This window comes from Bradyrhizobium australafricanum, assembly GCF_020329495.1.
Classification (GTDB): domain Bacteria; phylum Pseudomonadota; class Alphaproteobacteria; order Rhizobiales; family Xanthobacteraceae; genus Bradyrhizobium; species Bradyrhizobium australafricanum.
Window position 1 is genome coordinate 113217 of sequence record NZ_JAGKJL010000011.1, and the last position, 24237, is coordinate 137453.

The 24237-nt window shown below is 64.2% G+C and carries 25 protein-coding genes and 1 tRNA gene; 9 read left to right on the plus strand and 17 right to left on the minus strand.

Going from position 1 to position 24237, the window contains the following annotated elements; genetic code table 11:
- Window positions 1-36 precede the first annotated feature (36 nt).
- The 9 genes from recO to rpoZ all read right to left on the minus strand — a co-directional run bounded on the left by recO (window position 37) and on the right by rpoZ (window position 8274).
- Entirely contained in the window at window positions 37-786 is a 750-nt protein-coding gene (recO, locus tag J6525_RS12675) for a DNA repair protein RecO (RefSeq protein WP_092078067.1), read from the minus strand.
- 56 nt (window positions 787-842) lie between these two features.
- Window positions 843-1223 carry a hypothetical protein gene (locus J6525_RS12680; RefSeq protein ID WP_092078070.1) on the minus strand — a complete coding sequence of 127 codons (381 nt, stop codon included), beginning with the start codon at window positions 1221-1223 and terminating at the stop codon, window positions 843-845.
- Between the two features lie 14 nt (window positions 1224-1237).
- The gene (gene era / locus J6525_RS12685; RefSeq protein ID WP_016844010.1) at window positions 1238-2161 is read right to left on the minus strand and encodes a GTPase Era; all 924 of its coding nucleotides are present in this window, start codon (window positions 2159-2161) and stop codon (window positions 1238-1240) included.
- The gene (rnc, locus tag J6525_RS12690) at window positions 2154-2975 is read right to left on the minus strand and encodes a ribonuclease III (RefSeq protein WP_092078074.1); all 822 of its coding nucleotides are present in this window, start codon (window positions 2973-2975) and stop codon (window positions 2154-2156) included. Before rnc ends, era begins: the two co-directional genes overlap by 8 nt.
- Window positions 2972-3733: a signal peptidase I gene (lepB, locus tag J6525_RS12695; RefSeq protein WP_028333840.1), complete on the minus strand. Its 762-nt coding sequence runs from the start codon at window positions 3731-3733 to the stop codon at window positions 2972-2974. The genes rnc and lepB overlap by 4 nt, the downstream gene beginning before the upstream one ends.
- 283 nt (window positions 3734-4016) lie before the next feature.
- Window positions 4017-4433, minus strand: coding sequence for a holo-ACP synthase (acpS, locus tag J6525_RS12700; protein ID WP_092078078.1), 417 nt, complete (start codon window positions 4431-4433; stop codon window positions 4017-4019).
- Window positions 4430-5200 (minus strand): pyridoxine 5'-phosphate synthase, encoded by a 771-nt coding sequence (locus J6525_RS12705; protein ID WP_225644770.1) that lies wholly within the window; start codon window positions 5198-5200, stop codon window positions 4430-4432. The genes acpS and J6525_RS12705 overlap by 4 nt, the downstream gene beginning before the upstream one ends.
- A 179-nt stretch (window positions 5201-5379) precedes the next feature.
- Window positions 5380-7671: a RelA/SpoT family protein gene (locus J6525_RS12710; RefSeq protein ID WP_225644771.1), complete on the minus strand. Its 2292-nt coding sequence runs from the start codon at window positions 7669-7671 to the stop codon at window positions 5380-5382.
- 210 nt (window positions 7672-7881) lie between these two features.
- Complete coding sequence (gene rpoZ, locus J6525_RS12715; RefSeq protein ID WP_016844003.1) at window positions 7882-8274, minus strand: DNA-directed RNA polymerase subunit omega; 393 nt, start codon at window positions 8272-8274, stop codon at window positions 7882-7884.
- A 361-nt stretch (window positions 8275-8635) separates the two neighbouring features.
- Between rpoZ and J6525_RS12720 the strand changes: the two genes are divergently transcribed.
- Both J6525_RS12720 and J6525_RS12725 read left to right on the plus strand, forming a co-directional pair.
- Entirely contained in the window at window positions 8636-9268 is a 633-nt protein-coding gene (locus J6525_RS12720) for a LabA-like NYN domain-containing protein (protein ID WP_016844002.1), read from the plus strand.
- Window positions 9249-9908, plus strand: a complete 660-nt coding sequence (locus J6525_RS12725; protein WP_225644773.1) for a uracil-DNA glycosylase — start codon at window positions 9249-9251, stop codon at window positions 9906-9908. Before J6525_RS12720 ends, J6525_RS12725 begins: the two co-directional genes overlap by 20 nt.
- Window positions 9909-10114: 206 nt before the next feature.
- Here J6525_RS12725 and J6525_RS12730 read toward each other — a convergent pair whose 3' ends face one another.
- The 4 genes from J6525_RS12730 to dapA form a co-directional block, all read right to left on the minus strand.
- A complete protein-coding gene (locus J6525_RS12730; protein ID WP_225644775.1) occupies window positions 10115-10696 on the minus strand; it encodes a peroxiredoxin in 582 nt (193 codons plus the stop codon).
- A 113-nt stretch (window positions 10697-10809) separates the two neighbouring features.
- On the minus strand, window positions 10810-11283 hold the full coding sequence (gene smpB, locus J6525_RS12735) for an SsrA-binding protein SmpB (protein WP_076834415.1): 474 nt from the start codon (window positions 11281-11283) through the stop codon (window positions 10810-10812).
- A 1-nt stretch (window position 11284) separates the two neighbouring features.
- The gene (gene mscL / locus J6525_RS12740) at window positions 11285-11701 is read right to left on the minus strand and encodes a large conductance mechanosensitive channel protein MscL (protein ID WP_057020874.1); all 417 of its coding nucleotides are present in this window, start codon (window positions 11699-11701) and stop codon (window positions 11285-11287) included.
- A gap of 59 nt (window positions 11702-11760) precedes the next feature.
- A complete protein-coding gene (gene dapA, locus J6525_RS12745; RefSeq protein WP_225644777.1) occupies window positions 11761-12651 on the minus strand; it encodes a 4-hydroxy-tetrahydrodipicolinate synthase in 891 nt (296 codons plus the stop codon).
- 331 nt (window positions 12652-12982) lie between these two features.
- Between dapA and J6525_RS12750 the strand changes: the two genes are divergently transcribed.
- Together J6525_RS12750 and J6525_RS12755 are read left to right on the plus strand one after the other, a co-directional pair.
- Entirely contained in the window at window positions 12983-15469 is a 2487-nt protein-coding gene (locus J6525_RS12750) for a transglycosylase SLT domain-containing protein (protein ID WP_376708491.1), read from the plus strand.
- 239 nt (window positions 15470-15708) lie between these two features.
- A tRNA-Ser gene (locus tag J6525_RS12755) sits at window positions 15709-15802 on the plus strand.
- A gap of 241 nt (window positions 15803-16043) precedes the next feature.
- On the opposite strand, the gene J6525_RS12760 is transcribed toward J6525_RS12755, so the two are convergent.
- Together J6525_RS12760 and J6525_RS12765 are read right to left on the minus strand one after the other, a co-directional pair.
- On the minus strand, window positions 16044-16352 hold the full coding sequence (locus J6525_RS12760) for a hypothetical protein (protein WP_157340985.1): 309 nt from the start codon (window positions 16350-16352) through the stop codon (window positions 16044-16046).
- A gap of 239 nt (window positions 16353-16591) precedes the next feature.
- On the minus strand, window positions 16592-16810 hold the full coding sequence (locus J6525_RS12765) for a hypothetical protein (protein WP_225644779.1): 219 nt from the start codon (window positions 16808-16810) through the stop codon (window positions 16592-16594).
- Between the two features lie 894 nt (window positions 16811-17704).
- On the opposite strand from J6525_RS12765, the gene J6525_RS12770 reads away from it, so the two are divergent.
- Both J6525_RS12770 and J6525_RS12775 read left to right on the plus strand, forming a co-directional pair.
- A complete protein-coding gene (locus J6525_RS12770; RefSeq protein WP_225644781.1) occupies window positions 17705-18271 on the plus strand; it encodes a hypothetical protein in 567 nt (188 codons plus the stop codon).
- A gap of 163 nt (window positions 18272-18434) precedes the next feature.
- The gene (locus tag J6525_RS12775) at window positions 18435-18716 is read left to right on the plus strand and encodes a hypothetical protein (protein WP_092078098.1); all 282 of its coding nucleotides are present in this window, start codon (window positions 18435-18437) and stop codon (window positions 18714-18716) included.
- 422 nt (window positions 18717-19138) lie between these two features.
- Here J6525_RS12775 and J6525_RS12780 read toward each other — a convergent pair whose 3' ends face one another.
- Complete coding sequence (locus J6525_RS12780; protein ID WP_225644782.1) at window positions 19139-20047, minus strand: DMT family transporter; 909 nt, start codon at window positions 20045-20047, stop codon at window positions 19139-19141.
- Window positions 20048-20143: 96 nt separating this feature from the next.
- On the opposite strand from J6525_RS12780, the gene J6525_RS12785 reads away from it, so the two are divergent.
- Window positions 20144-20932 carry an AraC family transcriptional regulator gene (locus J6525_RS12785; protein WP_225644784.1) on the plus strand — a complete coding sequence of 263 codons (789 nt, stop codon included), beginning with the start codon at window positions 20144-20146 and terminating at the stop codon, window positions 20930-20932.
- Window positions 20933-21323: 391 nt separating this feature from the next.
- Here J6525_RS12785 and gcvA read toward each other — a convergent pair whose 3' ends face one another.
- Complete coding sequence (gcvA, locus tag J6525_RS12790; RefSeq protein ID WP_225644786.1) at window positions 21324-22223, minus strand: transcriptional regulator GcvA; 900 nt, start codon at window positions 22221-22223, stop codon at window positions 21324-21326.
- Between the two features lie 185 nt (window positions 22224-22408).
- Between gcvA and J6525_RS12795 the strand changes: the two genes are divergently transcribed.
- Both J6525_RS12795 and J6525_RS12800 read left to right on the plus strand, forming a co-directional pair.
- Window positions 22409-22915 carry a PaaI family thioesterase gene (locus J6525_RS12795; RefSeq protein WP_225644788.1) on the plus strand — a complete coding sequence of 169 codons (507 nt, stop codon included), beginning with the start codon at window positions 22409-22411 and terminating at the stop codon, window positions 22913-22915.
- Complete coding sequence (locus tag J6525_RS12800; protein WP_225644791.1) at window positions 22912-24174, plus strand: MFS transporter; 1263 nt, start codon at window positions 22912-22914, stop codon at window positions 24172-24174. The genes J6525_RS12795 and J6525_RS12800 overlap by 4 nt, the downstream gene beginning before the upstream one ends.
- Window positions 24175-24237 lie beyond the last annotated feature (63 nt).

Sequence of the window (24237 nt, forward strand, 5' to 3'; positions counted from 1 at the left end):
CCGCGAATCAGCGGGAATTTAAGGCCCGAATCGGCCTTACGGAACCGCGCTCCGGCCCCGTCGCCTCGTCACGGCGTTGATAAATCCGGCGCGGGCGTCGGAATGGCCCTGGCCGCGAGGCTCCAGCACGTGGCGCAGCAGGAACAGGCCGGTGATCTGGAAGCCGTCGAGCAGGTCCTGGTCCGACCAGCTGTTGGCGCCACCCTCGCCTTCGCGCAGGAACGCCGGCAGCGGCAACAGGCGGTCGCGCCACGGCTCGCCGGCGGCGCGCGACACCGCGCCGCCGGATTTCGGCGACACGTAGATCAGGTCGGTGGTCTCCCCGCTGGCCGCGCAGTTTTCCAGGTCGAGCCCGAAGCCGAGCTCGGTCAGCATGGCGAGCTCGAACCGGATCAGGTGCACGGCGGCAACGCCTGCGTCCTCGAAATCGTCGAGCGTCCCGTGCAGCATCCAGTAGATGTCCTCATGCGGATCGCGCTCGGGCAGCAGCCGGGCCAGCGCCGCCAGATGCGTGACGCCATAGACCGCATGCGACGAGCCGAGCAGCGTCGCCGCGCGCAGCCGCGTACCCTCCAGCGCATACATGCCGAGATGCTCGTCGAGCCGCGCCCGCCACACCGCGGTGACGCTGTTGCCGGGCTGCAGCAGCGGCCGCATCCGCGAGCTGGCGCCGCCGCGCACCAGGCCGAGATGGCGGCCGTGCTCGCGCGTCAACAGCTCGACAATGGCGGAGGATTCGCCATGCCGCCGCACGCCCAGCACGATGCCTTCGTCGGTCCATTCCATGCGCGGAGTCTAGCAGGATTCCGCGGATGAACGCAGCTTTCCGCACGCGTCATTCGCTACGCGTTGAACCAGCCCCGCGCGTCGCCGGTGAAGGAATAATACAGCCCGGCCGTGGTTAGGATGCATGACACCACCTCGATGGCGCTGTCGATCTCCATGCCCCTTGCGCCGATGACCTGCAGCAGGGACATCACCGACAAGACGAGCACCGCGAGCAGCGCCCAGCGCGGCCAGTTCTTGCGGTGCTGCGCGGCAAGCCGGACGAAATACATCAGGAGCAGGATCATGCAGCCGGCCGTCAGGGTCTCGCCCATGATCACCTGCTCGGTCTTCAGGACGGTCGGCGTGCGGTCCTGGAACGCCACCGACAGCGCATCCAGCGTCAGCGACAGATAGAGCAGAACCTCAAACCACAGCACGTTTCTGGGCACGTTCATGCAAGCGTCGACTCTTATTCCTTGGGGAATTCCAGTCCCATTTCCTTGTAGCGGTCGGGATCGTCACCCCAGTTCTCGCGCACCTTGACGAACAGGAACAGATGCACGGGGACGCCCATGATCTCGGCGATCTCGGCACGCGCCTGCGCGCCGATCGACTTGATGGTGGCGCCGCCCTTGCCGAGCACGATCTTGCGCTGGCTCTCGCGCTCGACAAAAATCGTCTGCTCGATGCGGATCGACTTGTCCTTGCGGTCGGTCCAGCTGTCGGTCTCGACCGTCGACTGGTACGGCAGTTCCTGATGCAGATGGCTGTAGATCTTCTCGCGCGTTATCTCGGCCGCCAGATGCCGCATCGGCGCATCCGACATCTGGTCCTCGGGATAGAGGAACGGCCCTGCGGGCACCAGCTTGGCGAGCGTCTGGCGCAAATCGGCAACGCCGTCGCCGGATAACGCCGAAATCATGAAGGTGTGCTCGAAGCGCATCCGCTCGTTGGCGGCCTGCGCCAGCGCCAGCAGCTTCTCGCGCTGCACGAGATCGACCTTATTCAGCACCAGGATCTTCGGATGGGCGACGGTTTCGAGCTTGGCCAGGATCGCGTTGGCCTCTTCGTCGAGGCCCGACTTCGCATCGAGCAGCACGCAGACGAGATCGGCGTCGTGCGCGCCGCTCCAGGCGGTCGATACCATGGCGCGGTCAAGCCGGCGCCGCGGCGCGAAGATGCCGGGCGTGTCGACAAGGATGATCTGCGCGTTGCCTTCGATCACGATGCCGCGGATCAGCGCGCGCGTGGTCTGCACCTTGCGCGAAACGATCGTGACCTTGGAGCCCACCAGCGCATTGACCAGCGTCGACTTGCCGACATTGGGCGCACCGATCAGCGCGACGAAGCCACAGCGCGTCGCGTCCCCTTGCCCTTTGGCCTCGTCAGTCATTGGTGCCGACGCCTTCGCGCTCGATCATCGCGGATGCCGCCGCCTTCTCGGCCGCGCGCTTGTTGCCACCGAGGCCCTCGGCGGAGGCCAGGCCCGGCAGGTCGACCGCAACGCGGAATTGTGGATCGTGATGCGGGCCGGTGCGTTCGACCTCGCGATAGACCGGCGTCGGCAGCCCCTTGCCCTGGGCCCATTCCTGCAACACGGTCTTGGGATCGCGCAGCGGCCGGCGCAGCTTGTGCATCCGTTCGGTCCAGTTGCGCTCGACGAACTGGCGAGCGGCCTCGTAGCCGCCGTCGAGAAAGATCGCCCCGATCACCGCTTCGCAGATATCGCCGAGCACGGACTTGCGCAGCCGGGCGCCCTCGACCGCCTTCACCATGCCGAGCTTGATGTCCTCGAGCAGCCCGAGCGCCTTGGCGACGTCGGCGCAGCTCTCCTTGCGCACGAGGTCGGCGAGCCGCTTCGACAATTCGCCCTCGTCGGCCTTGGGGAACGACCGGAACAGCATGTCCGATACGATCAGCCCGAGCACGTGGTCGCCGAGGAACTCCAGCCGCTGGTAGCTGTCGGCGCGGTTGCGGGTGGCGGGCTTCAGCGCGGACACGTGGGTGAACGCAGTGGTCAGCAGCGCGGGATCCTGGAACGTGTACCCGATCCGCGCCTCGGTGCCTGCGATCGCGGCCTTCTCCTCAGCGGCCTTGACCGCCTTGCTGCGCCGCTTCTTCGGCGCGGCTGTGCTGTCGGCGGCAGGCGTCTGGCTCGGCTCGCCGGTCGGCGCTTGATCGTTGATGGATGCGGTATCGTCGTTCATCGCACGATAGAGAATAAGCGATTCCACCGCACGGCAAGCGGCCAGCGCCAGATCATCCAGGCCTGCTCGCCCTCGGCGATCGAGAAGAAGATCATCTGGGCTCGCCCGATGATGTTCTCGAACGGCACGTAGCCGACCTGCGACAGGAAGCGGCTGTCGGTGGAGTTGTCGCGGTTGTCGCCCATCATGAAGAAATGCCCGGGCGGAACGGTGTAGACGATGGTGTTGTCCATGTAGCTGTTGTCGGTGCAGTCCAGCGTCTCATAGCTGACGCCGTTCGGCAGCGTCTCCTTCCAGCGCTTGACGCGGGCGGTCGCATCCGCCGAGCCGCAGGGATCCTCGCCGACGAAATCGCTCAGCCGCTCCCGCTTGATCGGCTCATCGTTGATGTAGAGCAGCCCACTCTTCACCTCGATGCGGTCGCCGGGCAGCCCGATGACGCGCTTGATGTAGTCGGTGGAGTCATCCCGCGGCAGGCGAAACACCACGATGTCGCCGCGGTTCGGCTCCGAGCCGAAGATGCGGCCCGAGAAAATGTTCGGCGAGAACGGGATCGAATAGTGGCTGTAGCCATAGGAATATTTCGAGACGAACAGGTAGTCGCCGACCAGGAGCGTCGCCTTCATCGACCCGGAGGGGATGTTGAACGGCTGGAACAGGAAGGTGCGGATGACGAGCGCGATCAGAAGAGCATGGATGACGACGCGGATGGTCTCGCCCAAGCCGCTTTCAGATTTGGTCCCGGTGGTCACGCTCATTGCTTTCCCAATTCCCGTGGACTGATGTCCACGCGGTGGCAGAACGTTCTCTTCGCGCGAAGCGTTCGGCCTTCGCGTGAGGAAAATGGCCTTGATTCTGATCTTGAGGGCAAATTCCGGCCTAAACCCGGAATCAGCGTCTCGCTCGATATAACCCTGCGGCGTTTTAGACGGTTGTTCGCAGGGGCGCAATCAATCGCCGCCTCAAAACTTCGCAATTCATTGAAATATCAATGATTTTTTAGTTTGCTGAAGTTTTCCGGCAGAATCCGGCACCGCGGGATCATCTGGCGGGGGCAACCGCCGAAATTATGACGAAGGCCTGGGCCAACGGCCAATCGTCGGTGATCGAAAGGTCGATCTGCGCCTGCATGCCCTCGGGCGTCAGTTCCTGCAGCCGGGCCAGCGCCCCGCCGGTCAGCCGCATCGTCGGCCGCCCGCCCGGCAGGTTCACGACGCCCATGTCCTTCCACCACACCCCGCGCCGGATACCGGTGCCGAGCGCCTTGGAGCAAGCTTCCTTGGCGGCAAAGCGCTTGGCGTAAGTTGCGACCACCATCTTCTCGTTGTTGGCACGGCGCATCGCCTTGGCGCGCTCGGCATCGGTGAAGATGCGGTCGAGGAATCGCTCGCCATGGCGCTCGATCACCTTGGCCACCCGGGTGATGTCGATCAGGTCGGAGCCGATGCCGATGATCATGCGCTGACCGCACCCTGCGCCCTGGCGCGGCCGCGGTCCATCGCCGCACGCATCTCACGCACCGTTGCGGCGATGCCGACGAACAGCGCCTCGCCCATCATGAAATAACCGATGTTCAACTCCCGGATTTCGGGCAGCGCGGAAATCGTCTCCGCGGTGTCATAGTCGAGCCCGTGGCCGGCATGGACCTCGAGCCCGGCCGCCTGCGCGAGCTTGGCGCCGGCAACGATGCGCTTCCATTCGGCCTCCGCCTTGTCCTGGTGGCCGTCGACCACGGCGTCGCACCAGCCGCCGGTGTGGATCTCGATCACGGGCGCCTTCAGCTTCGCGGCCATCTCGATCTGCCTGGGATCGGCGGCAATGAACAGCGAGACGCGGATGCCGGCGTCACCCAGCCGCGCGATGAACGGCGCCAGTGCGTTGTGCTGGCCGACCACGTCGAGGCCGCCCTCGGTGGTGAGCTCCTGGCGCCGTTCCGGCACCAGGCAAACCGCGTGCGGCTTGGTGGCGAGCGAGATCCGCAGCATATCGTCGGTCGCCGCCATCTCGAAATTCAGCGGCTTGGAGATCTCGGCCTTGAGCCGCGCCATGTCCTCATCGCGGATGTGGCGGCGATCCTCGCGCAAATGCGCGGTGATGCCATCGGCGCCGGCCGCGATCGCGGCAAGCGCCAGCCGCACCGGATCGGGCCGCGCTCCGCCCCGCGCGTTGCGCAGGGTGGCGACGTGATCAACATTGATACCGAGACGCAGCGGCGGAGACGACATCAAATCACTCTCTGATAAACCAGTTGAACCATCCCCTCATCCTGAGGAGCGGCGTCTGCGCCGCGTCTCGAAGGATGTGGCCCCGTCTCGGGCCGCATGGTTCCCGAGCGATGCGAAGCATCGTCCGGAGACGGCGCTGACGCACCTCCTCACCATGAGGGCCGATGACAGGCGAAACCCTAACCATTGACGCGCTCGACCCGAGCGACGACGGCCTTGGCGCGCAACTGGGCGATGATAGCGCTGAGATGCTTGAGGTCATAGACCTCAAGATCGATGGTCAGCTCCGTGAAATCGGGCGATTGGCGCGACATGTGGATGTTGTCGATATTGCCGTCGTGCTCGGCGATCACGGTCGCGATCTGGGCGAGGCTGCCGGGCTCGTTGACATTGTGGACTAGGATACGGGCCGGGAAGCGCTGCGGCATGGTCTCGTCGATATCCCAGCGCACGTCGAGCCAGCGCTCCGGCTCCTCCTCGAAATCTTTCAGCGCCGGCGACTGGATCGGATAGATCGTGATCCCCTCGCCCGGCGTGACGATGCCGACGATCCGGTCGCCCGGCACGGCGCCGCCGTTCGGCGCGAACTTCACCGGCAGGTCGGAATTTATGCCGCGCACCGGGATCACCGAGGTGGCGCGCGCCGGATGCGGCGGGTTCTGCGTCTTCAGCTTGGCGGCGAGGCCCTTCTTGGCGCCGTAGCGCACCAGCCGCTCTTCCTTGTAGTCGGGATACATCGCGCGTGCGACGTCGGAGGCCTTGATCTCGCCGCGCCCGACCGAGGCCATCACGTCCTCGATCGAGCTGCGCGCGAGCCGCGGCAACGCGCCCTTCAGCTTGTCGTCGGCATATTCGATCTTGGCGCGGGCAAACAGGCGGTCGACGATGCGGCGGCCAAGGCCGGCATACTGGTCGCGCACCGCGTCGCGGGTGGCACGGCGGATCGCAGCCCGCGCCTTGCCGGTGCGGGCGAGCGCCTCCCAGGCCGACGGCGGCGCCGACTGTGCCTTCGAGGTCAGCACCTCGACCTCGTCGCCGTTCTGCAGCTCGGAGGACAGCGGCGCGAACTTGCCGTTGATCTTGCAGCCGACCGCGCTGTTGCCGACACCGGTGTGAACGGCATAGGCGAAATCGATCACGTTGGCGTTGCGCGGCAGCGCGATCAGCTTGCCCTTCGGCGTGAAGCAGAACACCTGGTCGTGGAACAGCTCGAGCTTGGTGTGCTCGAGGAATTCTTCCGGATTGGCGCTTTCCGAGAGGATGCCGATGGTGTGGCGCAGCCAGGCGAAGGCGTTGGACTCGTGCTTCAGCCGTTCGTGCGGCGAGCCCGCGCCTTCCTTGTAGAAGGCATGCGCGGCGATACCGAACTCGGCGATCTGGTTCATGTCCTCGGTGCGGATCTGCAGCTCGACGCGCTGCTTGCCCGGCCCGATCACCGTGGTGTGGATCGAGCGGTAGTCGTTCTGCTTCGGGGTCGAGATGTAGTCCTTGAAGCGGCCCGGCACCACCGGCCAGGTGGTGTGGACGATACCGAGCGCGCGGTAGCAGGCGCCGACATCGTCGAGGATGATGCGGAAGCCGTAGATATCGGACAGCTGCTCGAAGCCGACCGACTTGCGCTCCATCTTGGTCCAGATCGAAAACGGCTGCTTGCGGCGGCCGAACACCCGCGCGGTGATGCCGTTCTTCTGCAGGTTCTTGGAGAGCTGGGTTTCGATCTCGCCGATCAAATTGCGGTTGCGCTCGGCCAGCGAGTCGAGCCGCTGCTTGACCACCGCATAGGCCTCGGGATCGAGCACGAAGAACGACAGGTCCTCGAGTTCCTCGCGCATCTCGTGCATACCCATGCGGCCGGCTAGCGGCGCATAGATATCCAGCGTCTCCTCGGCGATGCGCCGGCGCGAGGCCGGCGGCACGAATTCCAGCGTGCGCATGTTGTGCAGCCGGTCGGCGAGCTTGATCAGCAGCACGCGGACGTCGTCGGCGATCGCAAGCAGCAGCTTGCGCAAATTCTCGGCCTGCTTGGCCTCGCGCGACACCAGTTCCAGCCGCTTCAGCTTGGTCAGGCCTTCGACCAGCGCGCCAATCTCGTGGCCGAACACATTGTCGATCTCGGCCCGCGTCGCCTCGGTGTCCTCGATCGTGTCGTGCAGCAGCGCCGCCACGATCGTGGCGTCGTCGAGCTTGAGGTTGGTGAGGATCGCGGCGACCTCGAGCGGATGCGAGAAATAGGGATCGCCGGAAGCACGGGTCTGCGTGCCGTGCGCCTTCATGGCGTAGACATAGGCGCGGTTGAGCAGGTCTTCGTTGGTGTCGGGGTTGTAGGAGCGGACGCGCTCGACAAGGTCATATTGTCGCATCATTCGCGTCCGCGGCTTGGCCGGCCTCTCCGCCGTGGACGACGTCGGCGCCACCGCGACCGTTTCGGTTGCAGCCTGCATCTGGATGGAACTGAGGCGTCGATACGCCATGAACTCGCTGCCTCTCGCGCGGGACCGGAACGTCCCACCTTTCCTCAATCTAGTGCGCTTTCCAATGAAGCAGCACCCCGCGCGGGCCCTGGAACCATTCAATTTCCCGCGTCCGCGTAGGACGCACCGTAACAGCAAAATTGTCAACAAAAGCAAAGGCCCGGAGCAATGCCCGGGCCTTCGGCGAATCTGTTCGAAACGACGGCGAGCTTACTCGTCTTCCTCGGGCTGCTCCTCCGGGGGCGCCAGTCCCTCGAGGCCCTTCAGCAGCTCTTCCTCGGTCATCCGCTCGACCGCCACCTCGGTGTCGTCGGCGTCGACGCTGGCACCGGCGGAACCGATCAGCGGCACGGTGTCGGGCTCGGGCTCGTCGACCTCGACGAACTTCTGCAGGGAGTGCACGAGTTCCTCTTTCAGGTCTTCCGGCGAGATCGTCGAATCGGCAATCTCGCGCAGCGAGACGACCGGATTCTTGTCGTTGTCGCGATCAACCGTGAGTTGCGACCCCGAGGAGATCATCCGGGCGCGATGCGCGGCCAACAGGACGAGGTCGAAACGATTGTCGACCTTGTCAATGCAATCTTCGACGGTGACGCGAGCCATCTCGAGGCGCTCCGTGGTAAAAGGGACCGAACATGTAGGTTATGAGGGTTAGTTATAGGCCTAGCCCCGGTTTCGCAAGGTAAAATTTGTGATTTGCCTTCCGAACAGGCTCTGATAACCCGGTCTGACGGGGGCCAGAAGGGCCGGAGCGTCTGACGACATGGCCAGGTTGCTGTCCCAGGCGAGTAAATCTCTTCATTGCAATGTCAAGGGTCTAGGCTTTTTGCCCTCGCCTCACCATAATTGCGGTGGTGACTGTCGTGGGGAAAGATTCACAGAACTTTAGGCAGCAACGCCGGAAATTGCGCGCGGTTGATCACCGCCGCGCTAAGAACACTAACAACCACGCGAGAACACTTTGATGTCGTCACCTGTTTCCAACAAGATCGCGCTCTTCATCGACGGAGCGAATCTTTACGCCACCGCAAAGACGCTGGGCTTCGACATCGACTACAAGCGCCTCCTCAAGGAGTTCCAGAGTCGCGGCACCCTGCTCCGTGCGTTCTACTACACGGCGATCATCGAGGATCAGGAGTATTCGTCGATCCGCCCGTTGATCGACTGGCTCGATTACAACGGCTACACCGTCGTCACCAAGGCGACCAAGGAATTCATCGACGCCAGCGGCCGCCGCAAGGTGAAGGGCAACATGGACATCGAGCTTGCCGTCGATGCCATGGAACTCGCCGAGCATATCGACCAGATGATTCTGTTTTCCGGCGATGGCGACTTCCGTTCGCTGGTGGAGGCCGTGCAGCGCCGCGGCGTTCGCGTCACGGTCATCTCCACCATCGCCAGCCAGCCGCCGATGATCGCCGACGAGCTGCGCCGCCAGGCCGACGTCTTCACCGACCTTGTCGAGCTGCAATCCAAGCTTGGCCGTGATCCGTCCGAACGCCCGGCCCCGCGCGAACCGCGTCACCACTCCCCGCAATTCCTGCAGCGCGCGACCACCATGGCCCCACGGGGAGCCGATGACGATTTCGACGAGTAACCTCGTCGCTGCTGCTACGCGCCCCGACAGCAACTGTCAGCTTTGTGTCAGGCTGGCCGACTTCCGCGCGCAGGCGCGCGCACTGCATCCGGACTGGTTCAACTCGCCGGTGGAATCGTTCGGCGATCCGAATGCGCGGCTGTTGATCGTCGGGCTCGCGCCGGGCCTGCAGGGCGCCAACCGCACCGGCCGTCCCTTCACCGGCGACTACGCCGGTGATCTGCTCTACGCGACCTTGCTCGAATATGGTTTTGCCAGCGGCGTCTATCAGGCGCGGCCGGACGACGGCCTGAAGCTGGTCGACGCCCGGATCAGCAATGCGGTACGCTGCGTGCCGCCGCAGAACAAGCCGCTGCCGGCCGAGATCAACACCTGCCGGCAATTCCTCCGCGCCACCATCGCCACGATGCCGAAGCTGCGCGCGATCGTGCTGCTCGGACGAATCGCCCACGAATCGACTCTCAAGGCACTGGATGTTCGCTTGGCGGCCGCACCCTTTGTGCACGGTGCCGTGCATAGTGCGGGCAAATTCAAGCTCTACGACAGCTACCACTGCTCGCGCTACAACACGAACACCGGCGTGTTGACGACCGATATGTTCCGCAAGGTGTTCGCGACCGTGCGCAAGGAGCTCGGCTAGCGCCCCTTCCGGTATCCGCTTTGCGAACCGCTATCCAAAGCCTGCAGATGCACAGGACACTCGCGCGAATTCGGAATAATAGAAAATATCCCTGAGTTGCCCGACGTGTCAAGTTGCCTGGGCGAACGCCGGCCGCCGCCAGCTACTTTGCATGGGGTTGTTCTCGATATTTTGGCAACGCCCGCTGCGACGACCCCATGACTTCTCTAGTCCGTCCGCGGATTGGCCTTCAGCCATTCCAGCACGTCTCCGGCGTTCCGGTCGGGCGGGAACACCGGATAGAACACGTGGCTGATGCGCGCGTCGTCGATGATCAGCGCGAGCCGCTTGATCAGGGTCAGCCCCGCCACCGACATCGTCGGCAACTTCAGCGTGTGCGTCAGTTCCAGCGCTTCGTCGGACAGCACCGGGAACGGCAGATGCAGCCGCGAGGCCATCTCGGTCTGGTACGCATTGCTTTGCGTCGACAGCCCGAATACCTGGGCAGCGCCGGCCGCCTTCAGTTCGGCGAACAGGTCGCGGAACGCGCAGGTCTGCGGCGTGCAGCCGCGGGCGCCCGGGATCATGTCCCAATCGTCGACCAGCCCGATCTTGCCGGGCTCGCCGGTTCGCGGATAGGCGAACACCACGGTGCGGCCCTTGAGCGCCGACAGCGCCACCGCGGTGTCGTCGGTGGCGCGCAGCCTGACCGGCGGGATCGTCATGCCAGCCAGATGCGCCGCGCCGCCGTCATCCGTCGGCGCCGGGATCTTGCTCCAGTCGACGTCGGTGAGGCTCGATTGGCTCATGACCCAAATCTCCCTCGGTCGTCATTGCGAGCGAAGCGAAGCAATCCATAGAGACGCGCACTGGACAGATGGATTGCTTCGTCGCTTCGCTCCTCGCAATGACGACTTGAACGCTATCCCCGCGCCCGCATCAGGCGGCCCTTCTCGCGGCTCCAGTCGCGCTTCTTCTCGGTCTCGCGCTTGTCGTGCAGCTTCTTGCCCTTGGCGACCGCAAGCAGCAGTTTGGCACGGCCGCGCTCGTTGAAATACAGCTTCAGCGGAATGAGCGTCATGCCCTCGCGGTCGACCGCGCCGAGCAGCTTGTTGATCTGCTTGCGATGCAGCAGCAGCTTCCGCGGCCGCTTCGGCTCGTGGTTGAAGCGGTTGGCCTGCAGATATTCAGGAATATTGGCGTTGATCAGCCAGATCTCGCCGTTCTTGGAATCCGCATAGGATTCCGCGATCGTGCTCTTGCCGTTGCGGATTGATTTCACCTCGGTGCCGGTCAGCGAAATGCCGGCCTCGATCGTGTCCTCGATTGCGTAGTTGAAGCGGGCCTTTCGGTTTTCGGCAACAACCTTGATCGGGCGTTCGTTCTTCTCGGCCACTTTAGCTCTTCTTGAGGAGGTCGCGGATTTCCGTCAGTAGCACGACTTCGTCGGACGGCTTCGGCGGTTCGGCGGGCTTGGCCTCATCCTTGCGTTTGAACTGATTCATGAAGCGGACGACCATGAACAGCACGAAGGCGACGATCAGGAAATTGAGCGTCAGCGTCAGGAAGCTGCCCCAGGCCAGCACCGCGCCCTGCTTCTTGGCGTCGGCGAGGTTGGTCGCGTTCACGGCCTTGGAAAGCCCGGTGAAATAGTTGGAGAAGTCGAGTCCGCCCGTGATCGCGCCGATGATCGGCATGATGATGTCGCCGACCAGCGAGGTGACGATCGCGCCGAAGGCTGCACCGATGATGACGGCGACGGCGAGGTCGACGACATTGCCCTTCATGGCGAATTCGCGGAATTCCTTCAGCATGCCCATCCCCTTCTGCTCGACGTTGCGCACGGCACTGTTCACGGCGGTCGCGGTCCGGCTCAGTTGATCAGGCCGGCATGGACCATGGCGCTGCGGACCGCCTGGCGGGTCGCTTCGGTGACCGGCACCATCGGCAGGCGCAGCTTCTCGTCGAGCTTGCCGAGCAGCGACATCGCATACTTCACCGGCGCCGGATTGCTCTCGATGAACAGGTTGGTGTGCAGCGGCATCAGCTTGTCATGGATCTTCAGTGCCGTGGTGACGTCGCCCTTCTGCCAGGCGGTCTGGAACTCCGAGCACAGCCGCGGCGCGACGTTCGAGGTCACCGAGATGCAGCCATGGCCGCCATGGGCCATGTAGCCGATGATGGTGGCGTCCTCGCCGGAGAGCTGGTTGAAATCCTCGCCCATCGCCGCGCGCTGCTGCGAGACCCGCACCATACTCGCGGTGGCGTCCTTGACGCCGGCGATGTTCTTCAGCTCGAACAGCCGCTTCATGGTGTCGACCGACATGTCGATCACCGAGCGCGGCGGGATGTTGTAGATGATGATCGGGATGCCGATCGCATCGTTGATCGCCTTGAAGTGCTGATACATGCCTTCCTGGGTCGGCTTGTTGTAGTACGGCGTCACGACCAGCACCGCGGTGGCGCCGGCCTTCTCGGCGTGCTCGGCGAGCTCGATCGCCTCCTTGGTCGAATTCGAGCCGGCACCGGCGATCACGGGCACCCGGCCCTTGGCCTCCTCGATGCACCACTCGACGACCCGCTTGTGCTCGTCGTGGCTCAGCGTCGGGCTCTCGCCGGTGGTGCCGACCGGCACCAGGCCGTGGGTGCCCTCGGCAATTTGCCAGTTCACGAGGCCGCGGAACGCCGCCTCATCCACCGCGCCGTTTTTGAAGGGCGTCACCAAGGCAGTGAATGATCCCCGGAATTTTGTCTTGGCTGCCATGGACTTCCTCCAAACGCTTCAGGCTAAAGGCTAGGTCGACGGACCTTTGTTGTTGGCGTGCTTCACGTCCGTGCGACCGGCACCCGGTTGATGCGAAACGCCATGAAAGGCAATTCATATCGGGTCTGGCCGACAGGCGAAAGGGCCGTACCGTACCTATTCCCAACGGTAATCTGCGGCGCGCGAAATCGTTTCCAGCCGCGATTTTGCCGTTGTGCTGGCGCAAACAGCCGCACCGGCAGGCTTCTTAGTATTTTGTGTACGTTTTCAATCAAATAAGAACCCATGGCCCAAACGACCAGATGATTCGGGGCCGCAGAGGACTTCTGTGATCCGTTCCGTTCGTGCAGGCACATTGCGGTCGACGGCGCTGGCGACGAGCCTGGCGCTCGTTGTTGGCCTTGCCGCCATCACGGCAGATGCCTGGGCCGCCGAGGATGCTCCAACCGCGAAGCCGGCTGCCCAAGACGCGGCTTCCAAGCCTGCCCCTTCCAAGACCGCGCCAAAGTCTACTGCGCCGAAGGCGGCGGCTTCAAAGCCAGCGGCAACCAAACCCGGCGCCGCCAAGACTGACGCAGCCAAGTCCGACGCTGCCAAGACTGACACTCACAAGACCGAGGCTCACAAGACAACGTCTCCCAAGTCCGGCGCGGTCAAGACAGTCGGAGCCAAGGCCGCTCCTGCGAAGACCGAAGCTCACAAGCCAACGGCTCCGAAGCCCACGGAATCCAAGGGCACCACGGCCAAGACCACTGCGGCCAAGACCACCACGTCCAAACCCGCCGCTCCGGTTGCAACGGGAACTGTATCGAACAGGTCGGTGCCCGCGCCCGCACTGGTTCCGGCAACCCGCCAGCATGCCGCGCCGATCGCGCGCAAGCCGGTGCTGCCTGCGGCCGTGGCCGCGACATCCTCGACGTCGCACTCGGACAAGGAAGCGCTTGCAAGCGTCGTCGAGCTGCTGCGCAAGCGCAAGCCGGCGGACGCCACCGAGGCCGAGGCCTCGATCTCAGATCCGGTCGCGCGCAAGCTTGCCGAATGGCTGATCCTGCGCAGCGAGGACAACGGCGCCTCGGTCGAGCGCTACCGCGCTTTCCTCGATGCCAATCCGAGCTGGCCGTCGCAGACCTTCCTGCGTCGCCGCATCGAGGCCTCGTTGTGGGACGACCGCCGCGACGATTCCGCGGTCTGGGCCTGGTTCCAGAATGAATCGCCGGTCTCGGCCAAGGGCCGGCTCGCGCTCGCCAAGGTCATGATCGGACGCGGCGACCGCGGCAATGCCGAGCGCCTGGTCCGCGAGGCCTGGCGCAACGACGGGATGAGCGAGGACACCGAAAACACCGCGCTTGAGCTGTTCGGCTCCTTCCTGACTGCCGGCGACCACAAGGCACGCATGGACACCATGCTGTACGGCACCGACAACGAGGCCGCCGGCATGCGCGAAGCCAAGCGCCTTGGCTCCGGCTACGTGGCGCTCGCGAAGGCACGCATCGCCGCCACCCGCAAGGGTTCGAACCTGCGCGCGCTGCTGGAAGCCGTGCCGAGCGAACTCTCCGGCGACACCGGCTACTTGTTCGCCAGGATCCAGTTGCTCCGCCGCGAGGAGAAATTCTCCGAAGCCGCGCGGCTGATGCTGAGCGCACCGAAGGAAGCTTCCCGCCTCTACAACGTCGACGAATGGTGGATCGAGCGCCGGCTGCTGGCGCGCAAGATGATCGACACCAACGAGTTTCGCACCGCCTATCTGATCGCGCGCGACGCCGCGCTGCCGGCCCGCGACATCTACAAGACCGAGCAGGAATTCACCTCGGGCTGGATCGCGCTGCGCTTCCTCAACGATCCCGCCCTCGCCGCCCAGCATTTCGCGCGGATCGGCGTCGGCAGCGCTAATCCGACCGCGCTGGCGCGTGCCGGCTATTGGCAGGGCCGCGCCGCGGAAGCCGCCGGCCGCGGCCAGGAGGCGCGCGCCGCCTACGGACGCGCGGCCGAGCAGTCCACCAGCTATTACGGCCAGCTCGCGCGCGCCAAGCTCGGCCTGCCGCAGATCGAGCTGAACAGCGCGCCGCGCGGCCGCGGCGCCGAGCGGCTGGAGATCGTACGCGCGGTAGCGCTGCTCTACGAAATCGACGCGCGCGAGCTCGCGATCCCGATCTTCGGCGACATGGGCGACAATGGCGATCCGGAAGCCCTTGCCGGCCTCGGCGAGCTCACCGCGCGCCACGGCGATGCCCGCGGCATGCTGCTGATGGGCAAGGCCGCGCTCAACCGCGGACTGCCATTCGATCACTACGCCTATCCGGTGAACGGCATTCCGTCGTTCCGCCAGGTCGGGCCGGAGGTCGAGCAGAGCGTCGTCTACGCGATCGCGCGCCAGGAGAGCGCGTTCAATCCTGCGGTGGTGTCACCGGCCCAGGCCTACGGCCTGATGCAGGTGACGCCGGACGCCGGACGTTACGTCTGCAAGCGCGCCGGCATCGGCTTCGACCTCAACCGGATGAAGACCGACCCCGTCTACAACGCGATGCTCGGCGCCGCCGAGCTCGGCGGCCTGCTCGAGGATTATCGCGGCTCCTACATCCTGACCTTCGCCGCCTACAATGCCGGCCGCGGCAGCGTGCGGAAGTGGATCGAGCGCTATGGCGATCCGCGCGATCCCAAGGTCGACGCGGTCGACTGGGTCGAGCTGATTCCGTTCTCGGAGACGCGGAACTACGTCCAGCGGATCATGGAAAACCTGCAGGTCTATCGCGCCCGGTTCGGCGGCGGCACCAAATTGCAGATCGAGGCCGATTTGCGACGCGGCGCCAGCGTGGAATGAGCCGGCGCAACCGGTTTTCAACAGGCTGGGCGACCGCAGCTTCCAGCCTCGACCAAAGGTCCAGCTAATCTATTGTTATATCTTGCATTTTAAGCAACCGCGCGCTCCGATACGAGCCGATCGGCGCGGTTTATAAAGGCTTGGGGACGGCCGGCGGCCGAGCTGCCCTCAAATCACCTTGGCGCAATCTGAATCTGCCGCTTGCGGCTCAGCGCCCTCTCGGGCATATCGGCGCCATTGGAGACGTGGCCGAGTGGCTGAAGGCGGCGGTTTGCTAAACCGTTATAGGCTTGTAAAGGCCTATCGAGGGTTCGAATCCCTCCGTCTCCGCCAGCCAACTATTTGTCCAGCCCGGAGACATGGGTAACAGGTCGTACCTAAGACATGGGTGACAACCTCGTGCGAGAGCATGGTCAAATTCATCTCTCAGAATCGCGCCGATTTTCCGAAACTTGAGACGGCGATCAGTTCGACTGTTACTGCAAATATGACCGCGGCTGGATAAAGAAGCGCCGCCGGGACAATGCCATTTCGAGCCCGGCGGCGTACTTTTGGCGTGCTGAACGGCGCTCCCTTAAAGTTCAATCTCGATCGCCATGTTCGCGCGCACAAGGGTGGTCAAGCCCGCTTTCAATCTCTTCGCTTGCCAGGTCTGGAAAGCTGGATCGGCGTTCAGCTTATCAACCGCCGCGCCATAAGCCGAAAACGTCTCAAAATTTACTGAGAAAACGAAATTGCCGGCTTCACCGACGGCGACAGACCAGAACCTTGGTTTGCCACCATGCTTGCGCCAAAGCCCGGCACTCTCCTTTGCCAATTCCAGTATTCCTGCGAGGTCACCGCCTGGATTCGGCTTGACCACATACTGCACGACTACTGCCATGCTACCCTCCATTGAAATTACAGGAGGAGCGCATGCGAGGCTGTTTCTCGGTCGTTGGGTTTGATCTAGGTCAAGCAATCCAGCGACGCGGCACGGGTACTTAGCCGCCCCGGCGCGAACCGCGATGGCATAGTGCCTGCACTTTTGACCGTGCTGGGGATTTCAGTGTCCCAGTTCAGGAAGGAAACGCCGCCGGGCGTGTATTTTTGAGACCGGCGGCGTACTTTTTGGGGATTCGATCAGATCCGGTCGGTTGCCCAGCCGGGCAGACGGTCCGGAAGCGGCCTATCGAGCAGGCCAGCGACCAACACGGCGAGCGCCGCACCTTCGCCGTCGCTCCATCCGAAATGGAGGACCGCCGAGGCAATCGCCCGCATTCCCTCCAAAACGGTGTTGGCGTGCGACGCGCCGACTGTGACTTTCGAAAGTATTTTCCAGATCTCTTGTTCGTCCGGCATTGTCCATAAGCCACAGAAAAAGCAGCCCTTTACCGCTCTCATGAGCGGCGGTCCCAAGAGGGTCGTCGTGGAGGAATGCCGGCATCGGCCCTGGCCTGGACCGATTGTCACCTCCGCGTGAACGAAACATCATTCCCGGCGCCGCGAAGCGAGCACGCAACAAACCGCGCCCACCATCCCCGCATTGTTTATTTCACCTGAACATTTCCGGGGTAAGGCCATGCAGCAAGACAGTGGCATCCACTTCCAGGATACCGATAAGGTTCTGCGTAACGCCCGGCTTCGCCGATCCGCCGACTTAGGTCCCTGGTTACGGCAGCGCTTCTCATCCAAGGCAGGCAGGCTCGTGGTCGCAACTTCGCTGGCTTGCACGGTTGTTGTACTGGCGATCGCTGCTGCCCCGCGGCCGGTCTCGAGCGCTGCGCTTGGCAGCGAGTGGCAATGTAGCAAGGCTGCGTTTGTCCTGACGACCTGCCGTCAAGCCGCCCCTGCGCGTTCATAGCAAACAGCCGCATCGGGGACGTACGGTAGCGACGTCAATTGGCACTGGTGAAACCATCTGTCCGGCGACTCCGTAACTGGAACGCCGGCCTATTTCTTCCATTTTGGCACTACGGGCCGGCTGGGGCCGTTCGGTCTTTCCCAGTCACGAACGGCCCCACTTTTAGGTCCATCCATGAACCGCGTCAGCTTTCCCTCGGCTTGATTATTTGGCATCAAATGATCAGGGCGCCCGCACGAAGAATCCGCCGGCCGGTCGAGCTCGAGCTGAAGGCGAAGAAATAGATGGATGGCCCAAGTCGCGGTCTCAGGTCAGCGATCTGTTTCGCGCTGGTTCTCGTTCTGCCTGCTGCGCAGACGCCGCCGACGCTGCATTCGCGGGACGAGTGGCGTGTGGTTGACAAGGAATGCCGCGACGTCTTGCCTGCGCAGGCAAAGATACGGGCGTGTCTCAACCTGCTGAGCGATCGACGCCTCCCGACTGCTTATCTTGCGTCGATCACCGGCGAAATATCGAGTACCTTCCAAGGCTTGCGGGACTACGGCAACGCCATCAAGTACAAGAAGATCGAAATTGAACGCACCTCGGCGAGGCAACCTTCTTCGTCGGGTGACGCACTTCCTGCCAGTTTCGGCGCGATGTCTCTGCGTTACACGGAGCTCGGGACACTCCAGGCGCTCAATCGCCAAACCAATTTCGGCAGTCAGTCGGATGAAGCACGCCGAGGCGCCACTGAGGAGCAAAACAGCTACAACCTTGCGCTTCAGTACAACCCGATGAACTACAGGGCATATCGATACCGGGCTGAAATTCGCAGCCAATTCTGCGACAGCGCGTCCGCCGCTCAAGACATGGAAGCAGCGGTCAGGTTTGCCGAACAGGCAGGAGAACAGGACGCCGCGCGAGACTACAAGCGCGTCACGCTAGGTGCTTGCGTTCCGGCGTGGCGGCAAGAATAGTCCGAGCCATCAGACTGTCGCCACCCGGCGGCACACGCCGCGCCGCACCGCCCCGACAGTATTCTTACGGACCCCCAACTGGCAGGGAACTTGCGATGTATCCGTGAATAGTTCGGCGCCAGCTGTTCTCGGTGTGCCGAACTCAGACATTCGGAGCACGCAAATGAACATGCATCATCGTTTTGAGACAGCTGGCGGACGTGGCGGACGCGAGTCGACGGTCAGCAAGATGCTGTCCGATCTCATCCTGGCCTGCCAGCAGATCGAAGCCGACATCGCGACCGAAGAAGCGCGCGTGGGAATTTATGACCGATCGGACGCGAGGTATCCGATTTTGGCAAGGTCGCTCAATGAGCGGCACGCCAATCTCAAGGGAACGATTGCCACGCTCGAAAAGCGTGTCGCCGAGAGATCTCAGCACAAGCTGGTGACCGACGCAGCATAGCTCGGTCCTTGACCAGCTTCTTGCGCGCGGGCAGAGCCATCGACGTAATGAAGCTCAGTGCGGCGGTGACGACGTCAGCCGCTGCCGCGGGTGGATGGATCGAGGTTTCGATTCTCGCCGGGCGGGATCGGGCCAAAGCCCGGATAAACGTACCGGTCCGGAGGCACGACCTGTTCACTTGGACGGATGATGAGGTGCTGTCGCGCACGACGGTGATGCGCTGTTGCGGCGCCGGCAACCGAGCTCCACAGCATCACAAGCGGCAACGTCAAGGCCAAGGAAACAGGCAGGCATAGACGCAAGGCAACACGCATCGCGATCACTCCGTTTCACCCAACAGGTGATCACCGAGCGTAGCGCTGTATTCTGCCCTGGCCTCTCACATGCGATCAAAACAGCGAGATCGGCGATCCGTCACTTCGTTATCGCGCACCGATCGCGGCCTTCAGCGGCCGCGGCAAGGCTTGCGCGCAGGCGACACCGAGCAGCGCGAGGCCGCCGCCGATGACGTGGAAGGGCCTGACCGGCTCGCCGAGCATCACGATCGCGGCCGCGGCCGTCAGCACCGGCAAGAGATTCATGAAGATCGCGCAGCGGTTCGGGCCGAGCTGCGCGACGCCGCGGATCCAGAGGAACGGCAGCACGATCGAGGCGAGCGCGCCGGCATAGAAGATCAGCGGCAAAGTCTCGGCGTTGACCTGACGCAGCGGCGCCGGCGTCGCGAGGAAGGCGGGAAACATCACGGCCAGCGCGCACAGCGCTTGCATGTAGGTGGATTGCCATCCAGTGATCGGGAGATTCCAGCGTTTCAGCAGCACGCCGTACAGCGCATAGACGATCGCGGCCAGCAGCATCAGCGCGTCGCCCGCATGCACGCCGCTCTGCAACAGCGACGACAAGTCGCCGCCGCTGACGAGATAGACGAGGCCCGCAAACGACAGCGGTGCGCCGCAGATCATGCCAAGCGTCGGCGGTTCGCCGAGCAGCGCGGCACTGAGGGCGACCGTCAACAGCGGCGTCAGCGCGGTGAAGACAGCCATGTTGGTCGCGGTGGTGGTTTCGGCCGCCAGATACGACAGGCTCTGGAAGAGGCACATCGCAAGGAAGCCGAGGATCGCGAGCGGACCGAGATGCGGCCAGATCGCACGGCGATTGCGCCAGGCGCCGCGCGCCACAAACGGAGACATCAAGAGCACCGCGACCAGCAGGCGATAGAAGGTGATCGCCTGCGGACCGATCGTGTGCGCCGAGAGGCGAGAGACGATGACGTTGCCCGCCCACAGCACGATGGCAACGAAGGGATAGAGAAGTGCGACTTTCTGCTTGAACATGACCCGGCAGCGCGTTGGTGAAGGACACTCCAGCAACTACCTGTCGCCCTAACGTCCGTCTCACGCTAGAGTGAGCCCACCTAGCGAGATTGGGACATGCGAGACGAAGACGTGTTGGACGAGCTGATCACACGGCACCTCGACTATCACGCCACGGCGCGGCCGATGGCGGCGATGGAGATCGACTATCCGAGCGGCGCGTCGACCGGCCTGCACGCGCATCCGCGCGGCCAGCTGCTCTATGCGGTCGAGGGCGTAATGGTCGTGCGCTGCGCTGAAGGCACCTGGGTGGTGCCGCCCAACCGCGCGGTGTGGCTGGTGGCCGATCTCGCGCACGAGGTCCGGATGTGCGGCCCGGTCAAGATCCGCACCGTGTTCGTGGGCGCCGACGCGGCTCCCGATCTGCCGGAGGCCAGCTGCGTGTTCGCGGTCTCGCCGCTGCTGCGCGAATTGTTCGTCGCCGCGATGCGCGTCCCGCTGGACTATGCGCCCGCGACCTCCGACGAGCGCCTGATGCGCGTGCTGCTCGACCAGCTGCGCGAAGTCGATGTGCTGCCGCTGCACCTGCCGATGCCGCGCGACGAAAGGCTCGCGCGGATTTGCGCCGCGCTGGTGGCCCACCCGGACGATGGCTCCACGGCGGAGCAATGGGCGCGCCGGCTGAAGCTGACGTCGAAGACCATCCATCGTCTGTTCGCCAGGGAAACCGGCATGACGTTCGGCGAATGGCGTCAGCAGGCCCGCCTGCTGTTCGCGCTCGAACGCCTCGCGCGCGGCGCCCGCGTGGTCGATGTCGCGCTTGATGCCGGCTATGCCAGCCAGAGCGCCTTCACCGCGATGTTCCGCAAGCATTTTGGCGTGCCGCCCAACGCGTTCTATCGGTAAGCCGTCCACTGCCGCTGAGCTCCCTCTCCCCGTTCTTACGGGGAGAGGGTTGGGGTGAGGGGCTGCATCCGCAAAACAACTTCGAGTTAGACTCGCGGAGATTCCCCCTCACCCGGATCACATTGCGCCTCGCTCCATGCGATCCGACCTCTCCCCGCACACGGCAGGGCTATCGCATATGGGAGGAAATGGATTTGTCCGCACCGTCATGGCCGGGCTTGTCCCGGCCATCCACGTCTTTCTTCGCCTGCAAACAAAGACGTGGATGCCCGGGACAAGCCCGGGCATGACGAGTTTGTGGAGCGACCGAGCTCATATGCGATAGCCCTGCCGCACACGGGGCGAGATGAAGCAGAGTCCGTTGCTCGACCTGACATAATCTCGTCGCGCTTTAGTGCCCCGCCGCCGACTGAGCCTCCGGTCCCAGGATCCATTCCCTGAACGCCGCGATCTTCGGAAGCGACTGCCGGTTGTCGGGACAGACGAGATAGTAGGCGAACTCCTCCAGATGCGCGGTCTCGAGCAGCTGGATCAGTTCTCCGCTCGCGATCTCATGTGCCACCATCGCGGCCGGCAGCAGGCCCGCGCCCTGCCCCGTCAGCACGGCCTTCAGCAGAAGGCCGCTGTCATCGAACGAGGGTCCGCGCGGCGTGCGAACCTCCGCGATGCCGTTGGCCTGAAACCACAGGCTCCACCCCTTGCGATCGGCGTCATGCACCTGCGGCCAGCCCGCGAGTTCGCCCGGAGATGCCGGCCGGCCAAGTCGCTCCACCAGCGACGGCGATGCGACCGCCACCATCTCCACGGTGACGACGCGGTCGCTGCGCAGCCCCGGATAGCGGCCAAGGCCATGGCGCACCGCGACGTCAACGCCGCTGCGCGAGAAATCCACCACTGTGTTGCTGGTGACGATCTGCAGATCGATCTCGGGATGCGCGCCCTGGAACGAGGCCATGCGGGGTACCAACCAGGCCGACGCAAAGAATGGCGTGACGCTCACCGTCAGCGTACCGACATCGACGGATGCCGCGACGCGGCGCGAGGCATCCGCGATCTGGCGAAAGGCGTTGCGGATCGACGGCAGATAGTCGCGGCCGGCGTCGGTGAGATAGATGCCGCGCGGCACCCGCTCGAACAGCTTCACGCCGAGATCGGCTTCGAGCGTCTTGAGCATCTGGCTGACCGCGCCCGGCGTCACGCATAGCTCCTCGGCTGCGAGCTTCACCGAGAGATGGCGGGCGGCGGATTCGAACGCCTTGAGCGCGTTCAGCGGTGGAAGCCTGCTTTCCATGATTTAGATTTTCTAATCTCAATTGCCCAGCAAATCTGGTTTGCCAACTCGGCGTTACGGGCGCCCTATCAGCCTAATCCGATGCTGAAAGCCGCGTCAACGCAGAGAAAGTCGAACCATGGAACTTAGATTTTCTAACCTTCCTTGCCGCTCCCGACGGCTCCGTTTTCTTGATGGAGCAAGCCATGACTGAGGTCGCAAGCAAGCTTGCCATCCGCGAGATCGCTGCAGGCGGCCAGACCGGCCCGCTCGTCGAGCGCATCAACGCGTCGCAAGCCGGCAGCCTGCCCAGCCTCTTGGACTTTCAATGGCTCGAAGCCGGACGTGGCCACATCCGCGGCCGCTTCGAGATTGCCGCAAAACACTTCTCGCCGCACGGGCTGCTGCACGGCGCAAGCATCGTCGCATTGGCCGATACCGCATGCGGGTTCGGGTGCCTCGCGTCGTTGCCGGACGGCGCCATCGGCTTCGCCACCGGGGAGTTGAAGACCAACTTCATCGGCGCCGCGCGCGAAGGCGGCGTGAGCTGCGAGGCCCGCCTCGTTCACGCCGGGCGCACCACCCAGGTGTGGGACGCCGAGATCCGCAGCGAGGCGACAGGCAAGACCATCGCGCTGTTTCGCTGCACGCAGATGCTGCTCTACCCGCCGAGCACGGCCGGTGGTCATGCGGCACAGGGAGAACGATCATGAGGAATGCCGTCATGCACGCCGGTTATCAACGAGCCAGACCGTTCTACGGCTGGTACGTCGTCGCAGCAGCCTTCGTCGTCACATTGATCGGCTTCGGCAGCGCCTACACATTCTCGTCCTTCGTCGAGTCCCTGCAGCGGGAGTTCGGCGCCTCGCGCGGCTCGGTGTCGCTGGTGTTCTCCTTCGCTGGCTTCCTGTATTTCGGCCTGGGGATGATCTCCGGTCCGCTTGCCGATCGCTGGGGCGCACGCAGGCTCGCTGGCCTCGGAATGGCGCTGGTCGGTCTCGGCATGGTGCTGGCGGGACAGGCCCAGACCATCCTCCAGGTCTATGCCGCCTACAGCATCGGGATCGGCGCCGGCGTCGGTTGCGCCTACGTGCCGACCTTGGGCGCCCTGCAGCGCTGGTTCGTCAGGCGGCGCGGTTTTGCGTCGGGCCTCGCCGTCAGCGGGATCGGGGTCGGCACGCTGGTGATGCCGCCGCTCGCGACCTGGCTGATCACAAGCCTCGGCTGGCGCGATGCCTATGTCGTGCTGGGTGTTGTCGCCGCCGTCGCCGGGATCGGTGCATCGCTGCTGATCGCGGACGATCCGCGCCGCTACGGCACCGGACCGGACGGCGATCCGCTCGAGACGGTTTCGGGCGCGCCGCTCCGCCAGGGCGTCTCGATCCGCGCTGCGGTACGGGGCGCGCGCTTCGCCGGGCTCTATGCCGCCTGCCTGATCAGCGCGTTCGGCGTGTTCGTGCCCTTCGTTCACCTCGTGCCGTTTGCGGTCGATCGTCAGGTCGCACCGACGCTTGCCGTGCTGCTGCTCGGGATGATCGGGGTCGGCAGCACAGCCGGCCGTTTCTTCCTCGGCGGCATCGCCGACCGCGTCGGCCGCGATGCATTCCTGGTCGCGATGTATCTCGGCATGGCCGTCTCGCTGGCGATCTGGGCGATCGCCGGCACCTTCTGGTCGCTCACGGCCTTCGCGCTGCTGTTCGGCCTGTTCTATGGCGGCTGGGTCGCGATCCTGCCCGCTGTCGTCACCGACCATTTCGGTGGCCGCAATGTCGGCGGCATCATCGGCATCCTCTACACCAGCGTCGCGGTTGGCACGCTGCTGGGCCCGAGCGCCGCCGGCTTCGCCTACGACATCAGCCACAGCTACTTCATTCCGGTGGCGATCAGTGCGGCCGCCAATCTCGTCGCCGCCCTCATTGCAATGGCGACCATGCGAACGGCCTCGCCGATCGCCTCGGTTGCGCAGCGGTGACGTCCCATGACGGGCGGTGATCCCCCGTGCTACGCTCGGAGATCACCGCCCCATCGTTTCGAG

Coding starts and splice junctions, on each gene's coding strand:
- dapA (WP_225644777.1), bottom strand. CDS start 12,651: ATGGCAGCCAAGACAAAATTCCGGGGATCATTCACTGCCTTGGTGACG.
- lepB (WP_028333840.1), bottom strand. CDS start 3,733: ATGAGCGTGACCACCGGGACCAAATCTGAAAGCGGCTTGGGCGAGACC.
- J6525_RS12720 (WP_016844002.1), top strand. CDS start 8,636: ATGTCGTCACCTGTTTCCAACAAGATCGCGCTCTTCATCGACGGAGCG.
- era (WP_016844010.1), bottom strand. CDS start 2,161: ATGACTGACGAGGCCAAAGGGCAAGGGGACGCGACGCGCTGTGGCTTC.
- acpS (WP_092078078.1), bottom strand. CDS start 4,433: ATGATCATCGGCATCGGCTCCGACCTGATCGACATCACCCGGGTGGCC.
- J6525_RS12800 (WP_225644791.1), top strand. CDS start 22,912: ATGAGGAATGCCGTCATGCACGCCGGTTATCAACGAGCCAGACCGTTC.
- J6525_RS12760 (WP_157340985.1), bottom strand. CDS start 16,352: ATGGCAGTAGTCGTGCAGTATGTGGTCAAGCCGAATCCAGGCGGTGAC.
- J6525_RS12710 (WP_225644771.1), bottom strand. CDS start 7,671: ATGGCGTATCGACGCCTCAGTTCCATCCAGATGCAGGCTGCAACCGAA.
- J6525_RS12795 (WP_225644788.1), top strand. CDS start 22,409: ATGACTGAGGTCGCAAGCAAGCTTGCCATCCGCGAGATCGCTGCAGGC.
- mscL (WP_057020874.1), bottom strand. CDS start 11,701: ATGCTGAAGGAATTCCGCGAATTCGCCATGAAGGGCAATGTCGTCGAC.
- J6525_RS12725 (WP_225644773.1), top strand. CDS start 9,249: ATGACGATTTCGACGAGTAACCTCGTCGCTGCTGCTACGCGCCCCGAC.
- J6525_RS12780 (WP_225644782.1), bottom strand. CDS start 20,047: ATGTTCAAGCAGAAAGTCGCACTTCTCTATCCCTTCGTTGCCATCGTG.
- gcvA (WP_225644786.1), bottom strand. CDS start 22,223: ATGGAAAGCAGGCTTCCACCGCTGAACGCGCTCAAGGCGTTCGAATCC.
- rnc (WP_092078074.1), bottom strand. CDS start 2,975: ATGAACGACGATACCGCATCCATCAACGATCAAGCGCCGACCGGCGAG.
- J6525_RS12765 (WP_225644779.1), bottom strand. CDS start 16,810: ATGCCGGACGAACAAGAGATCTGGAAAATACTTTCGAAAGTCACAGTC.
- J6525_RS12785 (WP_225644784.1), top strand. CDS start 20,144: ATGCGAGACGAAGACGTGTTGGACGAGCTGATCACACGGCACCTCGAC.
- J6525_RS12705 (WP_225644770.1), bottom strand. CDS start 5,200: ATGTCGTCTCCGCCGCTGCGTCTCGGTATCAATGTTGATCACGTCGCC.
- J6525_RS12730 (WP_225644775.1), bottom strand. CDS start 10,696: ATGAGCCAATCGAGCCTCACCGACGTCGACTGGAGCAAGATCCCGGCG.
- rpoZ (WP_016844003.1), bottom strand. CDS start 8,274: ATGGCTCGCGTCACCGTCGAAGATTGCATTGACAAGGTCGACAATCGT.
- J6525_RS12775 (WP_092078098.1), top strand. CDS start 18,435: ATGAACATGCATCATCGTTTTGAGACAGCTGGCGGACGTGGCGGACGC.
- J6525_RS12680 (WP_092078070.1), bottom strand. CDS start 1,223: ATGAACGTGCCCAGAAACGTGCTGTGGTTTGAGGTTCTGCTCTATCTG.
- recO (WP_092078067.1), bottom strand. CDS start 786: ATGGAATGGACCGACGAAGGCATCGTGCTGGGCGTGCGGCGGCATGGC.